The sequence below is a fragment of the Geodermatophilus sp. SYSU D01045 genome (assembly GCF_054050295.1).
Window position 1 is genome coordinate 149,104 of sequence record NZ_JBJGZB010000006.1, and the last position, 20,777, is coordinate 169,880.

Consider the following 20,777-nt stretch of genomic DNA (forward strand, 5'->3'; position numbering starts at 1 on the left):
TCCCTGGAGACCGGGGGGACCGCAGCCGACGCTGGGGTCCCCCCGGCCTTCCGTTGCCGGAGAGAGGTCGTCAGTCGTGCAGTGGTTCCTCGACGCGAGCACCACGGGGCACAAGCTCGCCCTGATGGTGGTCGCCATCCTCCTGTTCGCCGCCGTGATGGCGGCCGTCCTGTTCGCCGTCGACCGGCCCCGGCGGATCCCGAACTGGGTCGTCGCGGCCGGCTTCGTCGGACCGACGCTCCTGCTGCTCGCGGTGGGCCTGGTCTACCCCGCCCTCGACACCATCCGCGGGTCGTTCTACAGCCGGGACGGCTCGGAGTTCGTCGGCCTGGACAACTACGTCACGGTCTTCACCGAGGACAACTTCCAGACCGTCCTGCTCAACACCCTCCTGTGGGTCGTCCTCGTCCCCCTGGTGACCACCGGCCTCGGCCTGGTCTACGCCTACCTGGTCGACCGCACGCGCTTCGAGGGCCTGGCCAAGGCGCTGGTGTTCCTGCCGATGGCCATCTCGATGGTCGGCGCCGGCGTCATCTGGAAGTTCGTCTACGAGTACCGCCCCGACCAGCCCGGCGTGAACCAGATCGGCCTGCTCAACCAGCTGCTGGTGCTGCTCGGGTTCGAGCCGCAGCAGTTCCTGCTCGACGCGCCGTCGAACACCTTCTACCTGATCGTCGTGATGATCTGGATCCAGGCCGGCTTCGCCATGACGGTGCTGTCGGCGGCCATCAAGGCCATCCCCGACGACATCGTCGAGGCCGCCCGCCTCGACGGCGTCGGTGGCTTCCAGCTGTTCCGCTACGTCACCGTGCCCAGCATCCGGCCGGCCCTGGTCGTGGTGCTGACGACGGTCGCGATCGTGACGCTCAAGGTCTTCGACGTGGTGCGGACGATGACCGGTGGCCAGTTCGGCACCAGCGTCGTGGCCAACGAGTTCTACACGCAGGCCTTCCGCCAGTTCAACGTCGGTCTCGGCGCGGCCCTCGCCGTCCTGCTGTTCGTGCTGGTCATCCCGATCATCGCGTACAACGTCCGCCAGCTGCGTCTCGCCGAGGAGATCCGATGACCACGACGACCCCGGTGATGGCGCCCGTCCCGCCCGACGAGAGCCGGCTCACCCGGGCCGAGCGCCGCGCGGTCACCGCCCGGACCAAGCTCAGCTCCCCCGCGGCGTCGGTCATCGCGCTGGTCATCGCCGTGCTGTGGACGGTGCCGACCCTCGGCCTGCTCATCACCTCCTTCCGGCCGGAGCTCGACATCCGCCGCTCGGGCTGGTGGTCGGTGTTCACCGACCCGCAGTTCACCGTCGACAACTACAACGAGGTCCTCTACGGCGGCGGGACGAACTTCGCCTCGCTGTTCGTCAACTCGCTGGTGATCACGCTGCCGGCGGTCGTCATCCCGATCTCGCTGGCGCTGCTGGCGGCGTACGCGTTCGCGTGGATCCCGTTCCGGGGGCGCAACGTCCTGTTCGTCGCCGTCTTCGCCCTGCAGGTCGTGCCGATCCAGGTGACGCTGATCCCGCTGCTGAGCCTCTACGTCGACACCGGGCTGGCCGGCTCCTTCTGGACCATCTGGCTGTCGCACTCGATCTTCGCGCTGCCGCTGGCGGTCTTCCTGCTGCACAACTTCATGAAGGAGATCCCCGCCTCGCTGGTCGAGGCCGCCCGGATGGACGGCGCCGGCCACGTGAAGATCTTCTTCCAGGTGCTGCTGCCGCTGCTCACCCCGGCCATCGCGGCGTTCGCCGTGTTCCAGTTCCTGTGGGTGTGGAACGACCTGCTGGTCGCTCTGACCTTCGCCGGCGGCGCGCCCGACGTCGTGCCGCTGACCGTGCGGGTGGCCGAGCTGGCCGGCACGCGCGGCTCGGACTGGTACCTGCTCGCGGCGGGGGCGTTCGTCTCCATCGTGCTGCCGCTGGCGGTGTTCCTGGGCCTGCAGCGCTACTTCGTGCGGGGCCTGCTGGCGGGCAGCGTCAAGGGCTGACGCCGGGCCCCCGCGGACGCGGGGGCGAGGGTGCGCCACGGGGCCCCCGGACACGACGTCCGGGGGCCCCGTGCGTCTGCCGGGCCTGTGCGTCTGCCGGGTCTGTGGCCTCCCCGGCCGGTCCCCCCGGTGACGGCCCCCACGACGCGACAGGGCCCCCGGACCGGTGGTCCGGGGGCCCTGTGCGGGAGCCGCTGCTAGGCGGTCGCGTGCTGCGTCTGCCGGCTGGCCGACGACGGCTCGGCGGAGCCGCGGGCGTCGAGGTCGCGCAGGTGCGACTCGAGGTAGGAGCGGAAGCGGGTGCGGTACTCGCGCTCGAAGGTCCGCAGCTCCTCGATCTTGCGCTCGAGGTTCTGCCGCTTCTCCTCGAGAGGGCCCATGACCTCGCGGTGCCGGCGCTCGGCGTCCTGGTCGAGGGCGGCGGCCTTGGCGCGCGCCTCGCGCTCCATCGTGTCGGCGCGGGTGCGGGCGTCGTTGACCATCGACTCGGCGCGCTGCCGCGCCTCGTTGACCATCTGCTCGCTCTTGGCGCGGGCCTCGGCGACCAGCCGGTCGCTCTGGGTCTTGGCGCCGTTGACCATCTGGTCGGCCTGGGCCTTGGCCTCGTTGACGTAGCGGTCGGCGGTCTCCGACGCCAGCGCCAGCATCCGGGACGCGCGGGTGGTGTCGTCCTCGCGCGCCGCCGGCGGCGGGACGGGGGCGGGAGCCGGGGCCGGCTCCGGGGCGACCGGCTGGGCGGCGACCCGGCCGGTGCCCGAGCCCGCGCGCAGCTCGTTGTTCTCCTCGATGAGGCGGGCGAGCTCGGCCTCCACCACGTCGAGGAACGCGTCGACCTCGTCCTCGTCGTAGCCACGCTTACCGATCGGCGGCTTCTTGAAGACGACGTTGTGCACGTCGGCTGGCGTGAGTGGCAAGGGGCTCACCTCGGGTCGGACGGCGGATACGGGGTCTGCGGGGTCACGCGCGGTGCGCGCGCACGTCGGTCACGCGGTGAGGGCGAGACCGGACGTGATGCTCCGCAGGATGTAGACGGCGATCAATAAGACCATGAACGCGAGGTCCAGGCGGATGGACCCCAGGTTCAGCGGCGGGATCACCTTCCGGATCGCCTTGAGCGGCGGGTCGGTGGTCGCGTACACGACCTCCAGGCCCGCGGCGACGAAGCCGGACGGGCGCCAGCTGCGCGCCAGCACCATCACCCAGTCCACGACGAAACGCGCGAACAGCAGGATCAGGAAGACGAGCAGGATCGACGACACGATCTGCCAGAAGAGAGCCACTGTCCTCGCTCGTCCCGGGGCACCTGCGGTGCCGTCTCCAACCTGCCCTCCAGCGCCCCGGCCGCGACGGCTCAGGACTCGGGGAAGGACCCGCCCTCGCGGATCCTGGCCTTGTCCTCGGCCGTCACGTCGACGTCCCGCGGGCTGAGCAGGAACACCTTGGCCGTGACGGGCTCGATGCTACCGCGCAGACCGAACACGAGTCCCGCCGCGAAGTCCACCAGTCGCCGCGCGTCGGCGTGGTCGAGCTCGGTCAGGTTCATGATGACCGGGCTGCCCTCGCGGAACGCCTCGCCGATGGCGCGGGCCTCGTTGTAGGTCTTCGGGTGCAGCGCGGTGATCCGGTAGGGCTGCGGCGCGGGCGCCGGCTCCGGCGCGGCGACCGGCTCGCGGGCGGCCAGGCCGGCGGCCGCGCTCCCGGCCCCGCCGCTCACCGAGCCCAGCCGGGCCGGGCCCGACGCGGCGGCCGGGGTCGCGGCGGGGGCCGACGGCGGCTGCTGGGCGAGGCCGAGGCGGGTCGCGCCCGCGCGGCGGAGGGGGGCGGGCTCGGACGCGGGCGCCGCGGCGGCGACACGGGGGCCGGGGCGGTCCTCGTCGGCACGGTCGCCGGCGTGGCGGTCGTCGAAGCGGTCGCCGTCGAGCCGGTCACCGGCGGGACGGCGGCCCTCGTCGGCGCGGTCGCCGGCGTAGGAGTCGTCGAACCGGTCGTAGCGGCGCTCGTCGTAGCGGCCCGAGTCGTACCGGCCGGCGTCGAGCCGCCCGGCGTCCAGCCGCCCGGAGTCGTAGCGGGCGTCGTCGTAGCGCCCCTCGTCGTACCGCCCGTCGTCGTAGCGCCCCTCGTCGTAGCGGCCCTCGTCGTACCGGTCGTGGGGGTCGGACTGGCGGGCGTCGTAGCGTCCGTAGGCGCGGGCGTCGTCGTCCTCGACGAGTCCGAGGTAGATGCCCATCTTCCGCATGGCACCGGCCATCAGACGACCTCCTCCGGGGACCCCGGTGGGACCCCTGTGACTGGTGTGACTCGGGGCGAATGTAGGGGCCGGGGGCCGAACAGCGCGGTTCCGACACGCACGAGCGTGGCGCCGGCCGCGACGGCCTCCTCGAGGTCGCCGCTCATGCCGGCGGACAGCTCCGCGGCGCCGGGGTGGTCGGCCCGCACGCGGCCGGCGAGGGCGGCCAGCCGGGCGAAGGCGGGGCGGGGCTCCTCGTCCCGCGGGGCGACGGCCATGAGGCCGCGCAGCCGCAGTCCGGGCAGGGTCGCGACGGCGTCGGCGAGGGCCGGGACGTCGTCCGGTGCCGCACCGCCGCGCTCGGCGATCTCCCCCGCCGCGCCGCCGAGGTCCACCTGCACGAAGACCTCGACCGGCCGGCCGGCCTCCTCCCCCGCCCGGGCCAGCGCCCGGGCCAGCGGCAGCCGGTCGACGGAGTGGACGACGGCGCCGGTGCGGACGACGGCAGCGGCCTTGTTGCGCTGCAGCTGGCCGACGAAGTGCCACTCCAGCGGCAGGTCGGCGAGGTCCGCCACCTTGGCCGTGAGCTCCTGCGCGCGGTTCTCGCCGAACGCCGCCTGGCCGAGCGCGGCGAGCTCGCGGACGTCGCCGGCCGTCCGCGTCTTGCTGATGGCCACCAGCGCCACCGAGCCGGGGTCGCGCCCGGCGGCGCGGGCGGCGGCGGCGATGCGCTCGCGGACGGCGCGCAGGCGGTCGGCCGGGGAGGTCATGGAGTGATCCTCCCGCGCGGGCGTGGCCGCTAGCCGAGCCACGTGACGCCGGCCTGGCGGCCGGTGACGCCGTCGCGGCGGTGGCTGAACAGCCGCCGGTCCTCGACGGTGCAGCGCGGGTCGTGCACCACCTGGGCCAGGCCCGCGCGGCCGAGCAGCTCGGCGAGCCCGGCGCGCAGGTCGAGCCCGGGCGTGCCCGTCCGGGTGCGGACGGTGGCCGCGGGCGCCACCCGGGCCACCTGGGCCTGCATCTCCCGGGGGACCTCGTAGCAGGCGCCGCAGACGGCCGGACCGAGCAGCGCGGTGGTGTCGGCCGGGCGGCTGCCCAGCCGGGCCATGGCCGCCAGGGTGGCCGGGACGACGCCCTGCCGGACCCCCTCCCGGCCGGCGTGGACGGCGGCGACCACGCCGGCGACCGGGTCGGCCAGCAGCACCGGCACGCAGTCGGCGACCAGCACGCACAGCACCAGGCCGGGGGTGCGGGTCACCAGGGCGTCGGTCGCCGGCAGCGGCCGCCCGGCCGGGCCGTCGACGACCGCGACGCCGGTGCCGTGGACCTGGTCCATCCACACCAGCCGGTCGCCGGGCACGCCGAGCTCGCGGGCGAGCCGCTCCCGGTTGGCGGCGACGTCGGCCGGGTCGTCGCCGACGTGGCCGCCGAGGTTGAAGGAGTCGTAGGGCGCACGCGAGCGGCCGCCCCGCCGGTCGGTGACCACCCGTCGGGGGCGCACCGCCGGCGGACGCAGGACCCCCTCGCCCCCCACCGCCCGCGTGCTCGCGGCGGGCCCCGGCGAGGGGGCCGAGGAGTCGGAGCCCTCCGTCACTGGCGGAGGAACTCCGGGATGTCGAGCTCCTCCTCGAAGTCCTCGTTGCCCAGCGGCCGGCGGCCCGCGGCGGCCGCCGCGCCGTTCTGCACCGGCGGCAGCGGCGGGACGGTGATCCCGCCGCCGGCCGGCGGGGCCGGGCGGACCGGCGCCGGGCTGACCGGCGCCGGGGCGGCCACGGGCGCCGGCGGGACCAGGCGCTCCCCCGTCGCGCGCGGCGCGGCCGGGGCCACCGGCGGCGGGCTGCCGCCGAAGCGGCTCGGCGCGGGCGGGGCCGCCGGGGCCGACGCGGGAGCGGCCGCGACGGCCGCGTCCTTGCGGGCGGAGGGCCGGCCGCCGTCGAAGCCCGCGGCGATGACGGTCACGCGGACCTCGTCGCCCAGGGCGTCGTCGATGACCGCACCGAAGATGATGTTGGCGTCGGCGTGCGCGGCGTCCGACACCAGCGAGGCGGCCTCGTTGATCTCGAACAGGCCGAGGTCCGAGCCGCCGGAGATCGACAGCAGGACGCCGTGGGCGCCCTCCATCGAGGCCTCCAGGAGCGGGCTGGCGATCGCCTGCTCGGCGGCCAGCAGCGCGCGGTTGTCACCGCGGGCGCTGCCGATGCCCATGAGGGCCGAGCCGGCGCCGGACATGACGGACTTGACGTCGGCGAAGTCGAGGTTGATCAGGCCGGGGGTGGTGATCAGGTCGGTGATGCCCTGGACACCGGAGAGCAGCACCTGGTCGGCGGTGCGGAAGGCGTCCATCACGCTGACGTTGCGGTCGCCGAGCTGCAGCAGCCGGTCGTTGGGGATGACGATGAGCGTGTCGCACTCGTTGCGCAGCTCCTCGATCCCGGACTCGGCCTGGACCGCGCGGCGCTTGCCCTCGAAGGAGAACGGCCGGGTGACCACGCCGATGGTGAGCGCGCCGAGCTTGCGGGCGATCGAGGCCACGACGGGGGCGCCGCCGGTGCCGGTGCCGCCGCCCTCGCCGGCGGTCACGAAGACCATGTCGGCGCCCTTGAGCACCTCCTCGATCTCCTCGCGGTGGTCCTCGGCGGCCTGGCGGCCGACGTCGGGCTGCGCGCCGGCGCCGAGGCCGCGGGTGAGCTCGCGGCCGACGTCGAGCTTGACGTCGGCGTCGCTCATCAGCAGCGCCTGGGCGTCGGTGTTGATGGCGATGAACTCCACCCCCTTCAGACCGACCTCGATCATCCGGTTGACCGCGTTCACACCGCCGCCGCCGATGCCGACGACCTTGATGACCGCGAGGTAGTTGTGCGGAGGTGTCATGTGGGGCTCCCGACCTCGACCCTCATCCTCAAGTACAGACTTAGTGTTATGTCAACTGGGTCGACGCGGACGAAGTTAGGTGGGCCGCGTCGGGCCCTACAAGCACCCTCCCCGGCCCGGCGTGTCGCCACGTCGACACCCCACCGTCACCTGGCGACCCCGGTGTCACAACTGCACCACGGTCGGTGACGACCCGCCTGCCTCAGCCCTCATCCCCGGGTCGAGACCCGAGATCACGGGAAGGCGGGGACGAATCGGATCCGTGCAGCGTGTCGGGCGTGTCGCCGGGGTGGGCGTGTCGGCGGCGCGCCGCGCCGGCGGCGGTCCGCACCCGGACGGACACGCTGCGCGAGGAGGTCAGCGCAGGACGACGGCGCGCGGTGAGCTGACGTCGATCGTCGTCGCCGGCTCCAGCGCGCCGGACGCGACCTGGTCCAGCAGCGCGACCAGCGCCGCGGCCTTGTCGCCCGCGCCGTCGGCACCGCCCCAGACGACGGTGGTGCCGTCGCCGAGGGTGAGGGTCACGTCCTCGCCGGTGGTCGCCCGCGCGCCGGTGACCCGCCCGCGGACGTCGGCCGGCAGCGACACGAGCGCGCCGAGCGCGGCGCGGGTGGCCGCGTCGTCCGGTCCGGGCGCGGACACGTCGAGCGGGACGACGCCGTCGGGGACCTCGCCGGTGACGGTGTCGAACAACACGCCGTCGCGGTCGACCAGCGAGCGCGTGCCGGCCTGCTCGACGACGGCGACCGGCCGCCGCTCGACCACGGTGACGACGACGCTGCGCGGCCAGCCGCGGGTGACCGTGACGTCGGCCACCTGCGGCAGGCGGGCCACCCGCGCGGCGGCGGCGTCGGTGTCGACCCGCAGCAGCGGCGTGCCCTCCGCGACGGCGGCGGCGGTGCGCACCTGCTCGGCGGTGAGCGTCGTGGCGCCGTCGACGCGGACGGCCCGGACGGCCAGCAGCGGGCTCGCCCACACCGCCCACCCCGCCGCGGCGACGAGCACGACGGCGACCGCGGCTCCCACGATGCGGCGCCGGCGCCGGTCGGCCGGGCTGTCCCGGCGCCGGCGCCGGCGGCGGGCCGGCCGGGCGACCTCGGCCGGGACACCGCGTTCCCGGTCGGCGGTCGTCAGGCCGGTGCGGCTCACCGCGCCGCACCCTCCGCGCCGGCGGCCCCGCCGCCGAGGGCGGTGAGCACCTCGGGGCCGAGCATCGAGACGTTGCCGGCGCCCATGGTGATGACCACGTCTCCGGGGCGGGCGCGGCCGGCCAGCGCCGGGGCGGCCGCCGACCAGGACGGCTCGAAGGCGACCCGGTCCGGCGGCAGCGGCACGGCGTCGGCGACGAGCGCCCCGGTGACGCCGGGCACCGGGTCCTCCCGGGCGCCGTAGACGTCCATCACCACCACCTCGTCGGCCAGGCCCAGGGCCTCGCCGAAGGCGCCTGCGAACTCGCGGGTGCGGCTGTACAGGTGCGGCTGGAACGCGACGACGACCCGCCCCTCCCCCGCCACCGCGCGGGCGGCGTGCAGCTGGGCGGTCACCTCGGTCGGGTGGTGGGCGTAGTCGTCGTAGACCCGGACGCCCGCGGCCACGCCCTTGAGCTCGAACCGGCGGTGCACCCCGCCGAAGCGCTCGAGCCCGGTGACCAGCCCGTCGGCGGGCAGGCCGAGCTCGAGGCCGGCCAGCAGCGCGGCGGCGCTGTTGCGGGCCATGTGCGCGCCGGGCACCCGGATCCGGACCCGGCCGAGCACCGCGCCGTCGAGGACGGCGGTCCAGCTCGTGGCGTCGGGACCGACGTCGAGGTCGACGATCCGCAGGTCGGCGTCCTCGGCGGTGCCGTAGGTGCGCACCCGGGCCGGCGTCGGGACGCCGCGCAGCCGGGCGGAGCCGGGGTCGTCGGCGCAGAGGACGACGAACCCGGCGGGGTCCACGGTGCCGAGGAACCGGTCGAAGGCCGCCTCGACGGCGGCGAGGTCGCCGTAGTTGTCCAGGTGGTCGGCCTCGACGTTGGTGACGATCGCGCCGTGCGGGGCCAGCAGCAGGAACGAGCGGTCGCTCTCGTCGGCCTCGGCGACGAAGACGTCGCCCTCCCCCGCGTGCGCGTTGCTGCCCGACTCGTTGAGCGTGCCGCCGATGGCGAACGACGCGTCGACGCCGCAGGCCTGCACCGCGACGGTGAGCATCGAGGTGGTCGAGGTCTTGCCGTGGGTGCCGGCGACGGCGACGCTGCGCCGCCCCGCCATCACCGCGGCGAGCGCCACCGCGCGCGGCAGCACGGGCAGCCCCCGCGCCCGCGCCGCGGCCAGCTCCGGGTTGTCCTCCCGGATCGCCGAGGAGACGACGACGCTGTCGGCGGCACCGAGGTGGGCCGCGTCGTGCCCGACCTCCACCCGGGCGCCGAGGGCCCGCAGCGCCATCAGGGTGGGGGTGTCGCGCCGGTCGCTGCCGGAGACCGGCACCCCGCGGGCCAGCAGGATGCGGGCGATGCCGCTCATGCCGGCGCCGCCGATGCCGATGAAGTGCACCGCGCCGAGCTCCCCCGGGGAGGGCACCGGCGCGGTCCACGCGGCGGTCGCGTCAGCGGTCACCGGTCGCCACCTCCAGGACGATGTCGGCCAGCCGCTCGTCGGCGTCGGGCACCCCGGCCGCGGCGGCGTGCGCGGCGTACCCGGACAGCGCGGCGGGGTCGGTGAGCAGGGGCAGCAGGGTCGCCTCGATCCAGGCGGGCGAGAGGTCGGCGTCGTCGACCAGGAGCCCGCCGCCGGCCTCGACCACCGGCAGCGCGTTGCGCCGCTGCTCGCCGTTGCCGATGGGCAGCGGCACGAACGCCGCGGGCAGCCCGACCGCGGACAGCTCGGCCACGGTCACCGCGCCCGAGCGGCACAGCGCCAGGTCGGCGGCGGCGTAGGCCAGGTCCATCCGCTCGAGGTAGTCCACGACGACGTACGGCGCGGCACCCGCCGGCCGCGGCGGCACCGCGACGTCGGTGTTCTTGGGGCCGCGGGCGTGCAGCACCTGCACCCCGGCGGCGGTGAGCGCGTCGGCCGCGGCGACCGCCGCCCGGTTGAGCGAGGCCGCGCCCTGCGAGCCGCCGAACACCAGCAGCGTGGGCCGGTCGGCGTCCAGGCCGAAGGCGGCGCGCGCCTCGGCGCGGCGGGCGGCGCGGTCCAGGCCGCTGATCGCCGTCCGCAGCGGCATGCCGACGTGCTCGCCGCGGTGCAGCGGCGTGCCGGGCACGGTCACCGCCACGCGGGCGGCGATCCGCGCGCCGATCCGGTTGGCCAGCCCGGGCAGCGCGTTCTGCTCGTGCACGACCACCGGGACGCCGCCCCGCCGCGCGGCCAGGTAGGCCGGCAGTGCGACGTACCCGCCGAACCCGACGACGACGTCGGCGGCGAGCTCGTCGAGCAGCGCGCGGGTGTCCCGGACCGAGCGGCGCACCCGGCCGGGCACGCGCAGCAGGTCCAGCGTGGGCTTGCGCGGGAGCGGGACCGGCGGGATCAGCCGCAGGTCGTAGCCGCGCGCGGGCACCAGCCGGGTCTCCATGCCGCGGGCGGTCCCCAGGCAGGTGATCCGCAGGCCGGGGTCCCGCCGCCGCAGGGCGTCGGCGAGCGCCAGCATCGGCTCGATGTGGCCGCCGGTGCCGCCGCCGGCGAGGACGACCGACAGCGCGCTCACCGGGACCGCCCCGGGCGGTCGGCCGGACGCACGGGGCCGCGGTCGGCGGGCCGGGCCGGCGCGCGGTCCCGGTCGGGACGGCGGGCCGCCGGGGGCGGCACCCGGCGCTCGGCCGGGCGGCCCTCGGCGGGCCGCCCGTCGGTGGGCCGGCGCACCGGGTGGGCCTCCACCGGACGGCGGGGCACGGGGCGGGGCGCGCGCCCGGGGCGGGACCGGGGCGGCCGGACCGGGTCGACGGCGTGGGCGGGGACGGGCAGGAGCCAGCGGGCCAGGCGGCCGCGCGGGGTGCGGCGCAGGTGCTCGATGGCGTCGGGCTCGGATCGGGCGAAGCGGATGAGGAGTCCCACGATGAAGAGGGTGAGCACCAGCGAGGTGCCACCGGCGGAGACCAGCGGCAGGGTGACCCCGGTGACCGGGAGCAGGCCCACCACGTAGCCCATGTTCAGGGCCGCCTGGCCGACCAGCCAGACGGTGATCGCCACGCTGGCCAGCGACACGAAGCGGTCGGTGGCGCGGCGGGCGATGCGGAAGCCGGCGTAGGCCAGCACCGCGTAGAGGGTGATCACGACCAGGCAGCCGAGGAAGCCGAGCTCCTCGCCGATGATCGCGAAGATGTAGTCCGACTCGGCCTCGGGCAGCAGGTTCCACTTCATGGCGCTGTTGCCCAGGCCCACGCCCCACAGGCCGCCGTTGGCCAGCGCGTAGAAGCCGCGGATGGCCTGGAAGCCGGTGTCGGTGGGGTCGTCGAAGGGGTGGAGGAAGGCGGTGATCCGCTCCATCCGGTACGGCTCGGCCATGACCATGAGCACCACGCCGGTGACCACGGTCGCGCCGCCGACCGCCCACAGCCGCCAGGGCAGGCCGCCGGCGTAGAGCAGGCCCGAGACCACGAGCAGCAGGCTGATCACGGCCCCGAAGTCCGGCTCGAGCATGAGGAGCAGGGACAGCAGGACGAACACCGGCAGCAGCGGGAGCAGCAGCGTCTTGACCGTCAGGTGCCGCCCGTGGACGGCGAGCACGTGCGCCCCCCACAGGGAGACGACGAGCTTGGACAGCTCGGAGGGCTGGAAGTCGGTGAACCCGAGGCTGATCCAGGCCCGCGAGCCGTTGTACTCCACGCCGATGCCCGGGACCAGCACCGCCACCAGCAGGACGACGACGACCAGCAGCGCGATCGGCGACCAGCGCCGCACCAGCCCGGCGGGCAGCCGCACCGCGACGCCGAGGGCGACCAGGCCGAGCGCGGCGAACAGCAGCTGGTCCACGCCCGGACGCCAGGCCGGCTGGTCGGCCAGCGCCGCCTCGATCGCCGAGGCGGAGAAGACCATGACCAGCCCGATGGCCAGCAGCAGCCCGGCCGCGCCGATCACCAGGTGGCAGCTGGTCATCGGCCCGTCGAGCCAGGCCGGCCCGCGCAGCCGCGGGCGAGCCGCGGCCGCGGGTGCCCGGCGGGCCGTGCGGCGGGGGCGCGTGGACTCGCTCCGGCCGTCCATCCCGCCATCGTCGCCGCTGCGCCCGCGCAGCAGGAGCACCGACGGGGCGTGTCGCGTCCGGTCGCCGCGGACCGGACCCCTCCGCGGCCCTGCGCTCACAGCCCGGTGATGGAGAGCCAGTCGGCGTAGAACAGGCCCAGCCCGAAGGCCACGGCCATCCCGGTGACCAGCCAGAACCGCACGATCACGGTGTTCTCCGCCCACCCGGCGAGCTCGAAGTGGTGGTGCAGGGGGGCCATGCGGAACACCCGCCGCCGGGTGGCGCGGAAGAAGGCCACCTGGATGACCACCGACAGCGTCACCGCGACGAACAGGCCGCCGAGGACGATGAGCAGCAGCTCGGTGCGGGTGACCACGGCCAGCCCCGCGAGCAGGCCGCCGAGGGCCAGCGACCCGGTGTCGCCCATGAAGATCCGCGCCGGGCTGGTGTTCCACCACAGGAAGCCCAGGCACGCGCCGAGCCCGGCGGCGGCGACCAGCGTGACGTCGAGCGGGTCGCGCACCTCGTAGCAGCCGGCGGCCAGCGCGCCGGAGCAGTCGTGGGTGAACTGCCAGAACGAGATGACCGTGTAGGCGCCGCAGACCATCGCCGAGCAGCCGGCCGCCAGCCCGTCCAGCCCGTCGGTCAGGTTCACCGCGTTGGAGAACCCGGCGATGAACAGGTAGGCGAGGATCACGAAGCCGACCGAGCCGAGGAACAGCGGGTCGATGTCGCGGACGAAGGAGACGAACTCCGACGCCGGGGTGACCCCGGCCTCGTCCGGGAAGTTGATCGCGAGCACCGCGAACGCGACGCCCACCACCAGCTGGCCGACCAGCTTCGAGGTCTTGTTCAGCCCGAGGCTGCGCCGGAAGCGGATCTTGAGGTAGTCGTCGAGGAACCCGACGGTGCCCAGGCCCACCATGAGGAACAGCACCAGCAGGCCGCTGGCGGTCACCCCCCGGTTGGGCTGCCCGACGAGGAACAGGTGGGAGATCAGGTAGCCGCCCACCGTGGCCCCGACGATGACGGTGCCGCCCATGGTGGGCGTGCCCTTCTTCGACAGGTGGCTCTCGGGGCCGTCGTCGCGGATCTCCTGCCCGAACCCGCGCCGGCGGAAGGCCCGCACCGCCAGCGGGGTGCACAGGATCGAGATGAACAGCCCGAAGGCCGCGGCGATGAGGACGGACTTCACGCGCCTGCCCCGGCGGTCAGCAGGCCGTCGGCCAGGACCTCCAGCCCGTGGGCCCGGCTGGCCTTCACCAGCACGACGTCACCGGGCACCAGCACCTCCGAGAGCAGGTCGAGAGCGGCCGCTCGGTCGGGCACGGACGCGACCTGCGTCCCGTGGCCCTCCCCGTGGTGGGCACCGGCGGCCGTGGCACCCGACACCATCCCTACCGCATCGGGTCCGACGGCGACGAGCAGGTCGACCCCTGCGGCGACCGCGTCGCGGCCCAGGCGCTCGTGCTCGGCCTCGGCGTCGGGGCCGAGCTCGGCCATCCCGCCGAGGACGGCGACCCGCCGGGTCGCGGGCAGCCCGGCGAGCGCGGCCAGCGCGGCGCGCATCGACTCGGGGTTGGCGTTGTAGGCGTCGTTGACGACGGTCACGCCGTCGCCGCGGCGGGTGACCTCCATGCGCCAGCGGCTGCGCGGCTCCGCGGCCGACAGCGCCCGCGCGACGGCGGCGGGGGTCATGCCGGCGGCGAGCGCGGCGGCCGCGGCCGACAGCGCGTTGGCCACCTGGTGCTCGCCCACCACCTGCAGCGCGACCGGGTGCTCCTCGCCCCCGGCGACGAGGGTGAAGCGGGCGCGGGCGGCGTCGTCGAGGGTGACGTCGGCGGCGCGGACGTCGGCGCCGGCGGACCGGCCGGTGGTGACCACCCGGGCGCGGGTACGCGGCGCCATGCCGGCGACCCGCGCGTCGTCGGCGTTCAGGACGGCGGTGCCGGTCTCCGCCAGCGCCTCCACCAGCTCGCCCTTGGCCCGGGCGATGGCGTCGGCCGAGCCGAACTCGCCGAGGTGGGCCGAGCCGACGTTGAGCACCACGCCGACGTCGGGCCGGGCGACCGCGCACAGCCGGGCGATGTGCCCGACGCCGCGCGCGCCCATCTCCAGCACCAGGTGGCGGGTGCCCTCGTCGGCGGACAGCACGGTCAGCGGCAGGCCGATGTCGTTGTTGAACGAGCCGGGCGGGCTGACCGTCGGTCCGGCGGCGGCGAGCACCTGGCCGAGCAGGTCCTTGGTGGAGGTCTTGCCCGAGGAGCCGGTGATGCCGAGCGTGAGCAGCCCGCCCGCCGCCAGCCGGGCGTGCACCGCGGCGGCCAGCCGGCCCAGGGCGTCCACGGTGTCGTCGACGACCAGCGCCGGCAGCGGCCCGCCGGGGCGGGTGGTCAGCGCGGCGGCGGCGCCGGCGGCGGCCGCGGCGTCGAGGAACTCATGCCCGTCGACCCGTTCGCCGGTGACCGCGACGAACAGGTCGCCGGGGGCGACGGTGCGGGAGTCGAGGGTGACGCCGGTGACGGTGGCGGCCGGGTCGGCGGCGGGCGTGAGCGTGGCGCCGACGGCCTCCGCGACCTCGGCGAGGGTCAGGGCGATCACCGGCGGGCCGCCCCGGCGGCCGCCGCGGTGAGGACCTCGCGCAGCACGGCGCGGTCGTCGAACGGCGTCACGGTGCCGGCGACCTCCTGACCCGTCTCGTGTCCCTTGCCGGCGACCAGGACGGTGTCCCCCGGCCGGGCCAGCTCCACCGCACGGGCGATGGCCGCCCGGCGGTCGCCGATCTCCTCCACGCTGCCGCGCCGCTCCGCCGGCACGCCGGACAGGACGGCGGCGCGGATGGCGGCCGGGTCCTCCGAGCGCGGGTTGTCGTCGGTGACGACCAGGTGGTCGCTGCCGAGCGCCGCGGCGGCGCCCATGGCGGGCCGCTTGCCGGGGTCGCGGTCGCCGCCACAGCCGAGCACGGTCACCAGCCTGCCGGTCGTGGCGCCGCGCAGCGCGGCGAGGGCCGAGGCGACGGCGTCGGGGGTGTGGGCGTAGTCGACGACCGCGGTGAACGGCTGGCCGGCGTCGACCGGCTCCATCCGCCCGGGGACGACGGCGGTGGCGATCCCCTCGAGCGCGGCCGCCACCGGCACGCCGACGGCGTCGAGCAGCGCGACGGCGAGCGCGGCGTTGGTGACGTTGAACCGGCCGGGCAGCCGCACGCGGGCGGGCCAGGTGCCGCCGGGGCCGGTGAGGGTGAACGCCGAGCCGCCGTCGGGGGCCGGCGCGACGCCGGTGGCGGTCCAGTCGGCCGGGGCGCCCTCGGCCGAGACGGTGACCGCGCGCCCGCCGAGCATCCCGGCCAGCCGGCGGCCGTGCCCGTCGTCGACGACGACGACCTCACGGGCGGCGCGGCCGTCGAACAGCAGCGCCTTCGCCTGGAAGTAGTCCTCGAGGTCGCGGTGGAAGTCGAGGTGGTCCTGGCTGAGGTTGGTGAACCCGGCGGCGGCGAACGGGACGCCGCCGACCCGGCCCTGCACCAGCGCGTGGCTGGAGACCTCCATGACCACGGTGTCGACGCCGGACTCGGCCATGGTGGCGAGCAGCGCGTGCAGCACGGGTGCCTCGGGCGTGGTGCGGACGCTGGGGAAGGCGGTCTCGGCGCCGCGGGCGCGGGTGCGGGTCTGCACGGTGCCGATCAGCCCGGTGCCGCGCCCGGCGGCGGCCAGGCCCGCCTCGACCAGGTACGCCGTCGTCGTCTTGCCGTTGGTGCCGGTGATGCCCACGACCGGCAGCCGGCGGGCCGGCTCGCCGTAGACGCGCGCGGCGACGTCGCCGAGCAGCGCGCGCGGCGCGTCGACGACGCACACCGGCAGGCCCGTGGCGACCGCCTGCTCGCGGCCGGTGGGGTCGGTGAGGACGGCGACCGCGCCGCGGTCGGCGGCGTCGGCGGCGAAGCGGGCGCCGTGCGTGCGGGCGCCGGGCAGCGCGGCGTAGAGGTCGCCGGGCCGCACCTCGGTCGTGGCCAGGGTCACGCCGCGCACCGGCGTGGCGGGGTCGCCCTGCACGGGGTCGCCGACGAGGTCGCGCAGCGCGCTGAGAGCGAGCGGGCGGGTCCCCGCTGGCCGGGGCACCGACCCGGTTCCGGTCGGGCTCACGTCTGGCCAATCTACCGTCGGCACCCGCCCGCCCCGCGCACCCGCAGGGGCTCGGCGCTGCGCGACTAGTCGCCCGCGGGGCCGCCGGTCGCGGCCTCGGCGAGGTCCTCGCCGGTGAGCGCGAAGTCCGGGCGCGGCGTCCCCGACGGCACCACGCCGCGCTCGGTGAGCACGTAGCGCATGACGTCGGCGAACACGGGCGCGGCGACCTGACCGCCCTCGGCGGAGCTGCTGGGCCGCTCGAGGTCGACGGCGACGACGTACTGCGGGTCGTCGGCGGGGGCGAACCCGACGAACGTCGTCACGTAGCCGCCGCCCGCGTAGCAGCCGCACTCGGGGTTGGCCCGCTGCGCCGTCCCGGTCTTGCCGGCCACCCGGTAGCCCTCGACCTCGCCCAGCGGCGCGGTGCCTCCCGGGCCGACGACGGCCTCGAGCATGTAGGCGAGGTCGTCGGCGGTGGCCTCGCTGACCACCCGGGTGGGCTCGGGCGCGTCCGGCGTCGACGTCGTCCCGTCCGGCGCGGTCACCGAGGCCACCACCCGCGGGGCGACGCGGACGCCGCCGTTGGCGATGGTCTGGAAGACCGAGGCCATCTGCAGCGTCGTCACCGACACGCCCTGGCCGATGGCGATGTTGGCCGCCCGGCTGGCCTCCCACTCGTCGGAGTCCGCGAGCAGGCCGCCGCTCTCGCCGGGCAGCTCGACGCCGGTCTCCTCCCCCACGCCGAAGGCGCGCAGGTAGCGCTCGAGCGTGGCGTCGCCGACCTCGCGGGCCAGCATGATCGTCCCGACGTTGCTGGACTTGGCGAGGATGCCGGTCACCGTCCAGTCGACCGGGGCGTGGTCGTGGGCGTCGGTGACGACGGCGTCGCCGGCCTGGATGTGGCCGTTGACGTTCAGCACGCGGTCCGGGGTGGCCTTGCCCTCCTCGATCGCGGCGGCCATGGTCACCGCCTTCATCACCGAGCCCGGCTCGAAGATACTGGTCACCGCGGGGTTGCCCAGCAGCTCCGGGTCGGTGCTGCTCGCCTGGGCGGGGTCGTAGCCGGGGCAGGAGCCCATCGCGACCACCTGGCCGGTGTGCACGTCGAGCACCACGGCCGAGGCGCGGGTGGTCGCGCCGTCGGAGCAGGCCTCCGCCAGCCGCTGCTCGGTCGTGAACTGGACGTCCTGGTCGACGGTCAGCTCGACGGTGCTGCCGTCGGTGGCCGGCGTGGACTCGTCGATGCCCGAGGGGATCGGGTGGCCGCCGCTGCCGACCTCGACCCGCCGCATGCCGTCGGTGCCGCCGAGCTCGTCCTGGAACTGCAGCTCGATGCCGGCCAGGCCGTCGCCGTCGCGGCCGACGAAGCCGACGACCTGGCCGCCCACGGCCCCGGTCGGGTACAGCCGCACCGGGTCGTCCTCGAAGACGATCCCGGCCAGCCCCAGGGCGTCGATGGCGTCGACGGTCTCCGGCGAGACCTGGCGGGCGAGGACGACGTAGCGGCCGTCGCGGGTGAGCAGCTCGGTGAGCTCGGGCACCGGCACGTCGAGCAGGGCGGTGAGCGCCAGCGCGGTCCGCTCGGGGTCCTCCACCACGGTGGGGTCGGCGACGACGCGGGAGGCGTCGACGGTGTAGGCGAACGGCTGGCCGTTGCGGTCGACGATCGCGCCGCGCAGGGCGGAGATCGGGTACTCGGCGAGCCGGTCCTGCTCGGCGGCGTTGGCGTAGGCGGCGCCGTCGACGCCCTGCAGCAGCACCAGTTTGCCGGTGACGAACAGCAGCGGGACGACGACGAGCACCAGCCCCCACCGCAGCCGCTTGGCGCCCATGCGCAGCGGCCGGCCGACCCGGCGGCTGCCCGGGGCGCGCCGCGGCACGAACGCGCCGGAGCGGGGCAGCGGCTCGCGCGGGCCGCGAGGGCCGCCGGCGCGCGGGACGGGACGGGGCACCCCGCCGCGGGCGGCGGTGCGGGGCGGGGTGCGGCGGGCGGGCTCGGGGCCGCGGGCGGGCGGGGCCACGCTCAGCCCTCGTCCCCGGCGGCGGCGGGGTCCGGCGCCGGCTGCGGGGTGCCGCGCAGGGTGGCGCTGCCGTCGGCGCCGACCACCAGGTGCCCGGCCGCGCCGGCCGGCACCAGGCCCGCGGCGACGGCGGCCGCGGCCAGCTGCGCCGGCGTGCTGCCGGAGACGACCTGCTGCTCCAGCTCCTGCACCTCCTCGGCCTTCTCGGCGTTGGCGTTGCGCAGCTCGGTGGCCCGCAGCGAGTTGACCGCGATGGAGGTGTTGAGCACCAGCAGGCCGATGGTGGTGAGCACCAGCAGCGCGACGACCAGCAGGACGAACGGCGCCCGGCGCCGGGCCGCCGCGGAGCGGGTGCGGGACGCGCCGCCGGGCAGCAGGCGCAGCTCGGGGGGCGCGGTGCGGGACGCCGTCCGGGAGGTCCCCACCCGGGGCGCCGGGCCGGTGGCGCGGGTGCGGGCCGGCCGGGAGGGCAGGGCGCGCAGCGGGCGGCTGGGCAGGGCGCGGGCGACCCGCTCCCCCGGTGCCGAGGGCTGGGCGCGCGACGCGCGCGCGGCCGCACTCACGCCGGCCGCCGGATGCGCTCGGCCGCGCGGACGCGGGCGGACGCCGCGCGCGGGTTGGCGGCGACCTCGTCGTCGGTGGGGCCCTCGCCGCCGCGGGTGAGCAGCCGCAGCACCGAGCCGTACTCGGGCAGCGGGACCGGCAGCTCCGGCGGCGTGCGGTCGGTGGCACCGGCGGCGAGGGTCTGCTTCACGATGCGGTCCTCGAGCGAGTGGAAGGTGATGACGGCGACCCGCCCGCCCACGGCGAGCGCGTCCAGCGCCGCCGGCAGCGCCCGCTGCAGCGTGCCGAGCTCGTCGTTGACCTCGATCCGCAGCGCCTGGAAGGTCCGCTTCGCCGGGTTGCCGCCGGTGCGGCGGGTGGCGGCGGGAATGGAGTCGCGCACCAGGTGGGCCAGCCGCTCGGTGCGCGTGAACGGCTCGCGCGCCCGCTCGCGCACGATCGCGGCGGCGATGCGGGAGGCGAAGCGCTCCTCCCCGTACACCCGCAGCACCCGGGCGAGCTCGGCGGCGGGGTAGGTGTTGACGACGTCGGCGGCGGTGCGCGGCGCGCCGGGGTCCATCCGCATGTCCAGCGGCCCGTCGGCGGCGTAGCTGAACCCGCGGTCGGCGCGGTCGAGCTGCAGCGAGGAGACGCCGAGGTCGAACAGCACCGCCTGCACCTCGTCGATGCCGAGGCGCCCGAGCACGTCGGGCAGCTCGTCGAACACGGCGGGCACCAGGGTGACGCGGTCGGTGTGGCCGGCGGCGGCGATGCGGGCGGCGGCCTCGGCGCGGGCGTGCGGGTCGCGGTCCAGCCCGACCAGGCGCAGCCCGGGGTGGGCGTCGAGCAGGGCCAGCGAGTGCCCGGCCAGGCCCAGGGTGGCGTCGACCAGCACGGCGCCGTCGGCGGCGCAGGCCGGGCCGAGCAGGCCGGTGACGCGGTCGAGGAGGACCGGGACGTGCACGGCCGGTGCGCTCACGTCGTCCTCCTCGCGGGTCGGGCCCAGCGGGGGCGGCTGGGCGGGCGTCTCATGGTGACGCGGACGGCGCTCCGGCTGGGGGAGCCGACCGGGCGTGCCGCGGTGGAACGGCGTCCGGGAACCGCGAGGGACCGGGGAGGGGGCCGGGAAGGGGAGACCCCCGCCCCCGCGGTGCCGCCTGGCGCCGGGGAAGAGCGTCAGGAGGCGGTCGCGGGGAGCGGGGGTCGCCGGTTGCCGGTGGCCGGTCCGACCGGCGGCGGGGAGCGCCGCCTGCGCACGGGGTCCGAGCCGCGGGGAAGACGGTTCGGGCCGCACCCAGTCGAGCCGCGGGGAAGTCGGCTCGCGGACGGGCGTGCGGGGGTCGGGGCGACCGGCGGGACGGGGGTCAGGACAGCGTGGGCATCCCCTCGCTCTCCATGGCGGCGAACGCCGCCTCCTGCTCCTCCACGTAGGCGTCCCACGTGGCCTGGTCCCAGATCTCGAAACGGGTGTCGACGCCGACGACGACCACGTCGCGGTCGAGGCCGGCGTACTGGCGGAGGTTCGCCGGGATGGTGATGCGGCCGGCCTTGTCCGGCTCGACCTCGACCATCGACCCGAAGCTCATGCGGGCGCGCATCCGGGCCTCGGCGGTGTCGGCGGGGGCCATGCTGGCGGCGGCGCGGCTCTGCTCGGCGACCCGCGCGATGGTCAGGCCGTAGACGCAGCGCTCCTGGCCCTTCTTGATCACCATGCCGTCGGCCACCTGGTCGCGGAACCGGACGGGGAGCGCGAGCCGGCCCTTCTCGTCGAGACGCAGGGCGAAGCTGCCGACGAACACCGGATCACCTCCCCCATGTGGTCCTCCTCGTGTCCTCTGCGGACCCGGGACG

At 76.3% G+C, this 20,777-nt stretch carries 19 protein-coding genes; 2 read left to right on the forward strand and 17 right to left on the reverse strand.

Annotated features, from left to right (window positions below; all coding sequences use genetic code 11):
* Positions 1–76: 76 nt before the first annotated feature.
* Complete coding sequence (locus tag ACI798_RS07245) at positions 77–1,066, forward strand: carbohydrate ABC transporter permease (protein WP_457047577.1); 990 nt, start codon at positions 77–79, stop codon at positions 1,064–1,066.
* On the forward strand, positions 1,063–1,986 hold the full coding sequence (locus ACI798_RS07250; protein ID WP_457047578.1) for a carbohydrate ABC transporter permease: 924 nt from the start codon (positions 1,063–1,065) through the stop codon (positions 1,984–1,986). Before ACI798_RS07245 ends, ACI798_RS07250 begins: the two co-directional genes overlap by 4 nt.
* Positions 1,987–2,183: 197 nt before the next feature.
* Here ACI798_RS07250 and ACI798_RS07255 read toward each other — a convergent pair whose 3' ends face one another.
* The 17 genes from ACI798_RS07255 to mraZ form a co-directional block, all read right to left on the reverse strand.
* Positions 2,184–2,900 (reverse strand): DivIVA domain-containing protein, encoded by a 717-nt coding sequence (locus tag ACI798_RS07255; protein ID WP_457047579.1) that lies wholly within the window; start codon positions 2,898–2,900, stop codon positions 2,184–2,186.
* A 69-nt stretch (positions 2,901–2,969) separates the two neighbouring features.
* Complete coding sequence (locus tag ACI798_RS07260) at positions 2,970–3,266, reverse strand: YggT family protein (protein ID WP_073422422.1); 297 nt, start codon at positions 3,264–3,266, stop codon at positions 2,970–2,972.
* A gap of 71 nt (positions 3,267–3,337) precedes the next feature.
* Entirely contained in the window at positions 3,338–4,234 is an 897-nt protein-coding gene (locus ACI798_RS07265; protein WP_456940534.1) for a cell division protein SepF, read from the reverse strand.
* Positions 4,234–4,983, reverse strand: coding sequence for a YggS family pyridoxal phosphate-dependent enzyme (locus ACI798_RS07270; RefSeq protein WP_456940533.1), 750 nt, complete (start codon positions 4,981–4,983; stop codon positions 4,234–4,236). The genes ACI798_RS07265 and ACI798_RS07270 overlap by 1 nt, the downstream gene beginning before the upstream one ends.
* A gap of 29 nt (positions 4,984–5,012) precedes the next feature.
* On the reverse strand, positions 5,013–5,714 hold the full coding sequence (gene pgeF / locus ACI798_RS07275; protein WP_456940532.1) for a peptidoglycan editing factor PgeF: 702 nt from the start codon (positions 5,712–5,714) through the stop codon (positions 5,013–5,015).
* 89 nt (positions 5,715–5,803) lie between these two features.
* Entirely contained in the window at positions 5,804–7,084 is a 1,281-nt protein-coding gene (gene ftsZ, locus ACI798_RS07280; RefSeq protein ID WP_456940531.1) for a cell division protein FtsZ, read from the reverse strand.
* Between the two features lie 357 nt (positions 7,085–7,441).
* Positions 7,442–8,233, reverse strand: a complete 792-nt coding sequence (locus ACI798_RS07285; protein ID WP_456940530.1) for a cell division protein FtsQ/DivIB — start codon at positions 8,231–8,233, stop codon at positions 7,442–7,444.
* Positions 8,230–9,675, reverse strand: a complete 1,446-nt coding sequence (murC, locus tag ACI798_RS07290) for a UDP-N-acetylmuramate--L-alanine ligase (protein ID WP_456940529.1) — start codon at positions 9,673–9,675, stop codon at positions 8,230–8,232. The genes ACI798_RS07285 and murC overlap by 4 nt, the downstream gene beginning before the upstream one ends.
* Positions 9,665–10,765 carry an undecaprenyldiphospho-muramoylpentapeptide beta-N-acetylglucosaminyltransferase gene (gene murG, locus ACI798_RS07295; protein ID WP_457047580.1) on the reverse strand — a complete coding sequence of 367 codons (1,101 nt, stop codon included), beginning with the start codon at positions 10,763–10,765 and terminating at the stop codon, positions 9,665–9,667. Before murG ends, murC begins: the two co-directional genes overlap by 11 nt.
* On the reverse strand, positions 10,762–12,258 hold the full coding sequence (gene ftsW / locus ACI798_RS07300) for a putative lipid II flippase FtsW (RefSeq protein WP_457047581.1): 1,497 nt from the start codon (positions 12,256–12,258) through the stop codon (positions 10,762–10,764). The genes murG and ftsW overlap by 4 nt, the downstream gene beginning before the upstream one ends.
* Positions 12,259–12,353: 95 nt before the next feature.
* Complete coding sequence (mraY, locus tag ACI798_RS07305) at positions 12,354–13,433, reverse strand: phospho-N-acetylmuramoyl-pentapeptide-transferase (protein WP_456940526.1); 1,080 nt, start codon at positions 13,431–13,433, stop codon at positions 12,354–12,356.
* The gene (locus ACI798_RS07310) at positions 13,430–14,839 is read right to left on the reverse strand and encodes a UDP-N-acetylmuramoyl-tripeptide--D-alanyl-D-alanine ligase (protein ID WP_457047582.1); all 1,410 of its coding nucleotides are present in this window, start codon (positions 14,837–14,839) and stop codon (positions 13,430–13,432) included. The genes mraY and ACI798_RS07310 overlap by 4 nt, the downstream gene beginning before the upstream one ends.
* Positions 14,836–16,380, reverse strand: coding sequence for a UDP-N-acetylmuramoyl-L-alanyl-D-glutamate--2,6-diaminopimelate ligase (locus tag ACI798_RS07315; RefSeq protein ID WP_456940524.1), 1,545 nt, complete (start codon positions 16,378–16,380; stop codon positions 14,836–14,838). The genes ACI798_RS07310 and ACI798_RS07315 overlap by 4 nt, the downstream gene beginning before the upstream one ends.
* A 65-nt stretch (positions 16,381–16,445) precedes the next feature.
* The gene (locus ACI798_RS07320) at positions 16,446–18,383 is read right to left on the reverse strand and encodes a peptidoglycan D,D-transpeptidase FtsI family protein (protein ID WP_457047583.1); all 1,938 of its coding nucleotides are present in this window, start codon (positions 18,381–18,383) and stop codon (positions 16,446–16,448) included.
* A 2-nt stretch (positions 18,384–18,385) separates the two neighbouring features.
* Positions 18,386–18,946: a hypothetical protein gene (locus ACI798_RS07325; protein WP_456940522.1), complete on the reverse strand. Its 561-nt coding sequence runs from the start codon at positions 18,944–18,946 to the stop codon at positions 18,386–18,388.
* Positions 18,943–19,905 (reverse strand): 16S rRNA (cytosine(1402)-N(4))-methyltransferase RsmH, encoded by a 963-nt coding sequence (gene rsmH, locus ACI798_RS07330; protein WP_457047584.1) that lies wholly within the window; start codon positions 19,903–19,905, stop codon positions 18,943–18,945. The genes ACI798_RS07325 and rsmH overlap by 4 nt, the downstream gene beginning before the upstream one ends.
* A gap of 385 nt (positions 19,906–20,290) precedes the next feature.
* Entirely contained in the window at positions 20,291–20,725 is a 435-nt protein-coding gene (gene mraZ, locus ACI798_RS07335; protein WP_456940520.1) for a division/cell wall cluster transcriptional repressor MraZ, read from the reverse strand.
* Positions 20,726–20,777: the final 52 nt, after the last annotated feature.

What these genes read in the sequence shown, in the direction of transcription:
- ACI798_RS07250 (WP_457047578.1), top strand. Translation starts at nt 1,063, where the DNA reads ATGACCACGACGACCCCGGTGATGGCGCCCGTCCCGCCCGACGAGAGC.
- ACI798_RS07265 (WP_456940534.1), bottom strand. Translation starts at nt 4,234, where the DNA reads ATGGCCGGTGCCATGCGGAAGATGGGCATCTACCTCGGACTCGTCGAG.
- ACI798_RS07270 (WP_456940533.1), bottom strand. Translation starts at nt 4,983, where the DNA reads ATGACCTCCCCGGCCGACCGCCTGCGCGCCGTCCGCGAGCGCATCGCC.
- ftsZ (WP_456940531.1), bottom strand. Translation starts at nt 7,084, where the DNA reads ATGACACCTCCGCACAACTACCTCGCGGTCATCAAGGTCGTCGGCATC.
- ftsW (WP_457047581.1), bottom strand. Translation starts at nt 12,258, where the DNA reads ATGGACGGCCGGAGCGAGTCCACGCGCCCCCGCCGCACGGCCCGCCGG.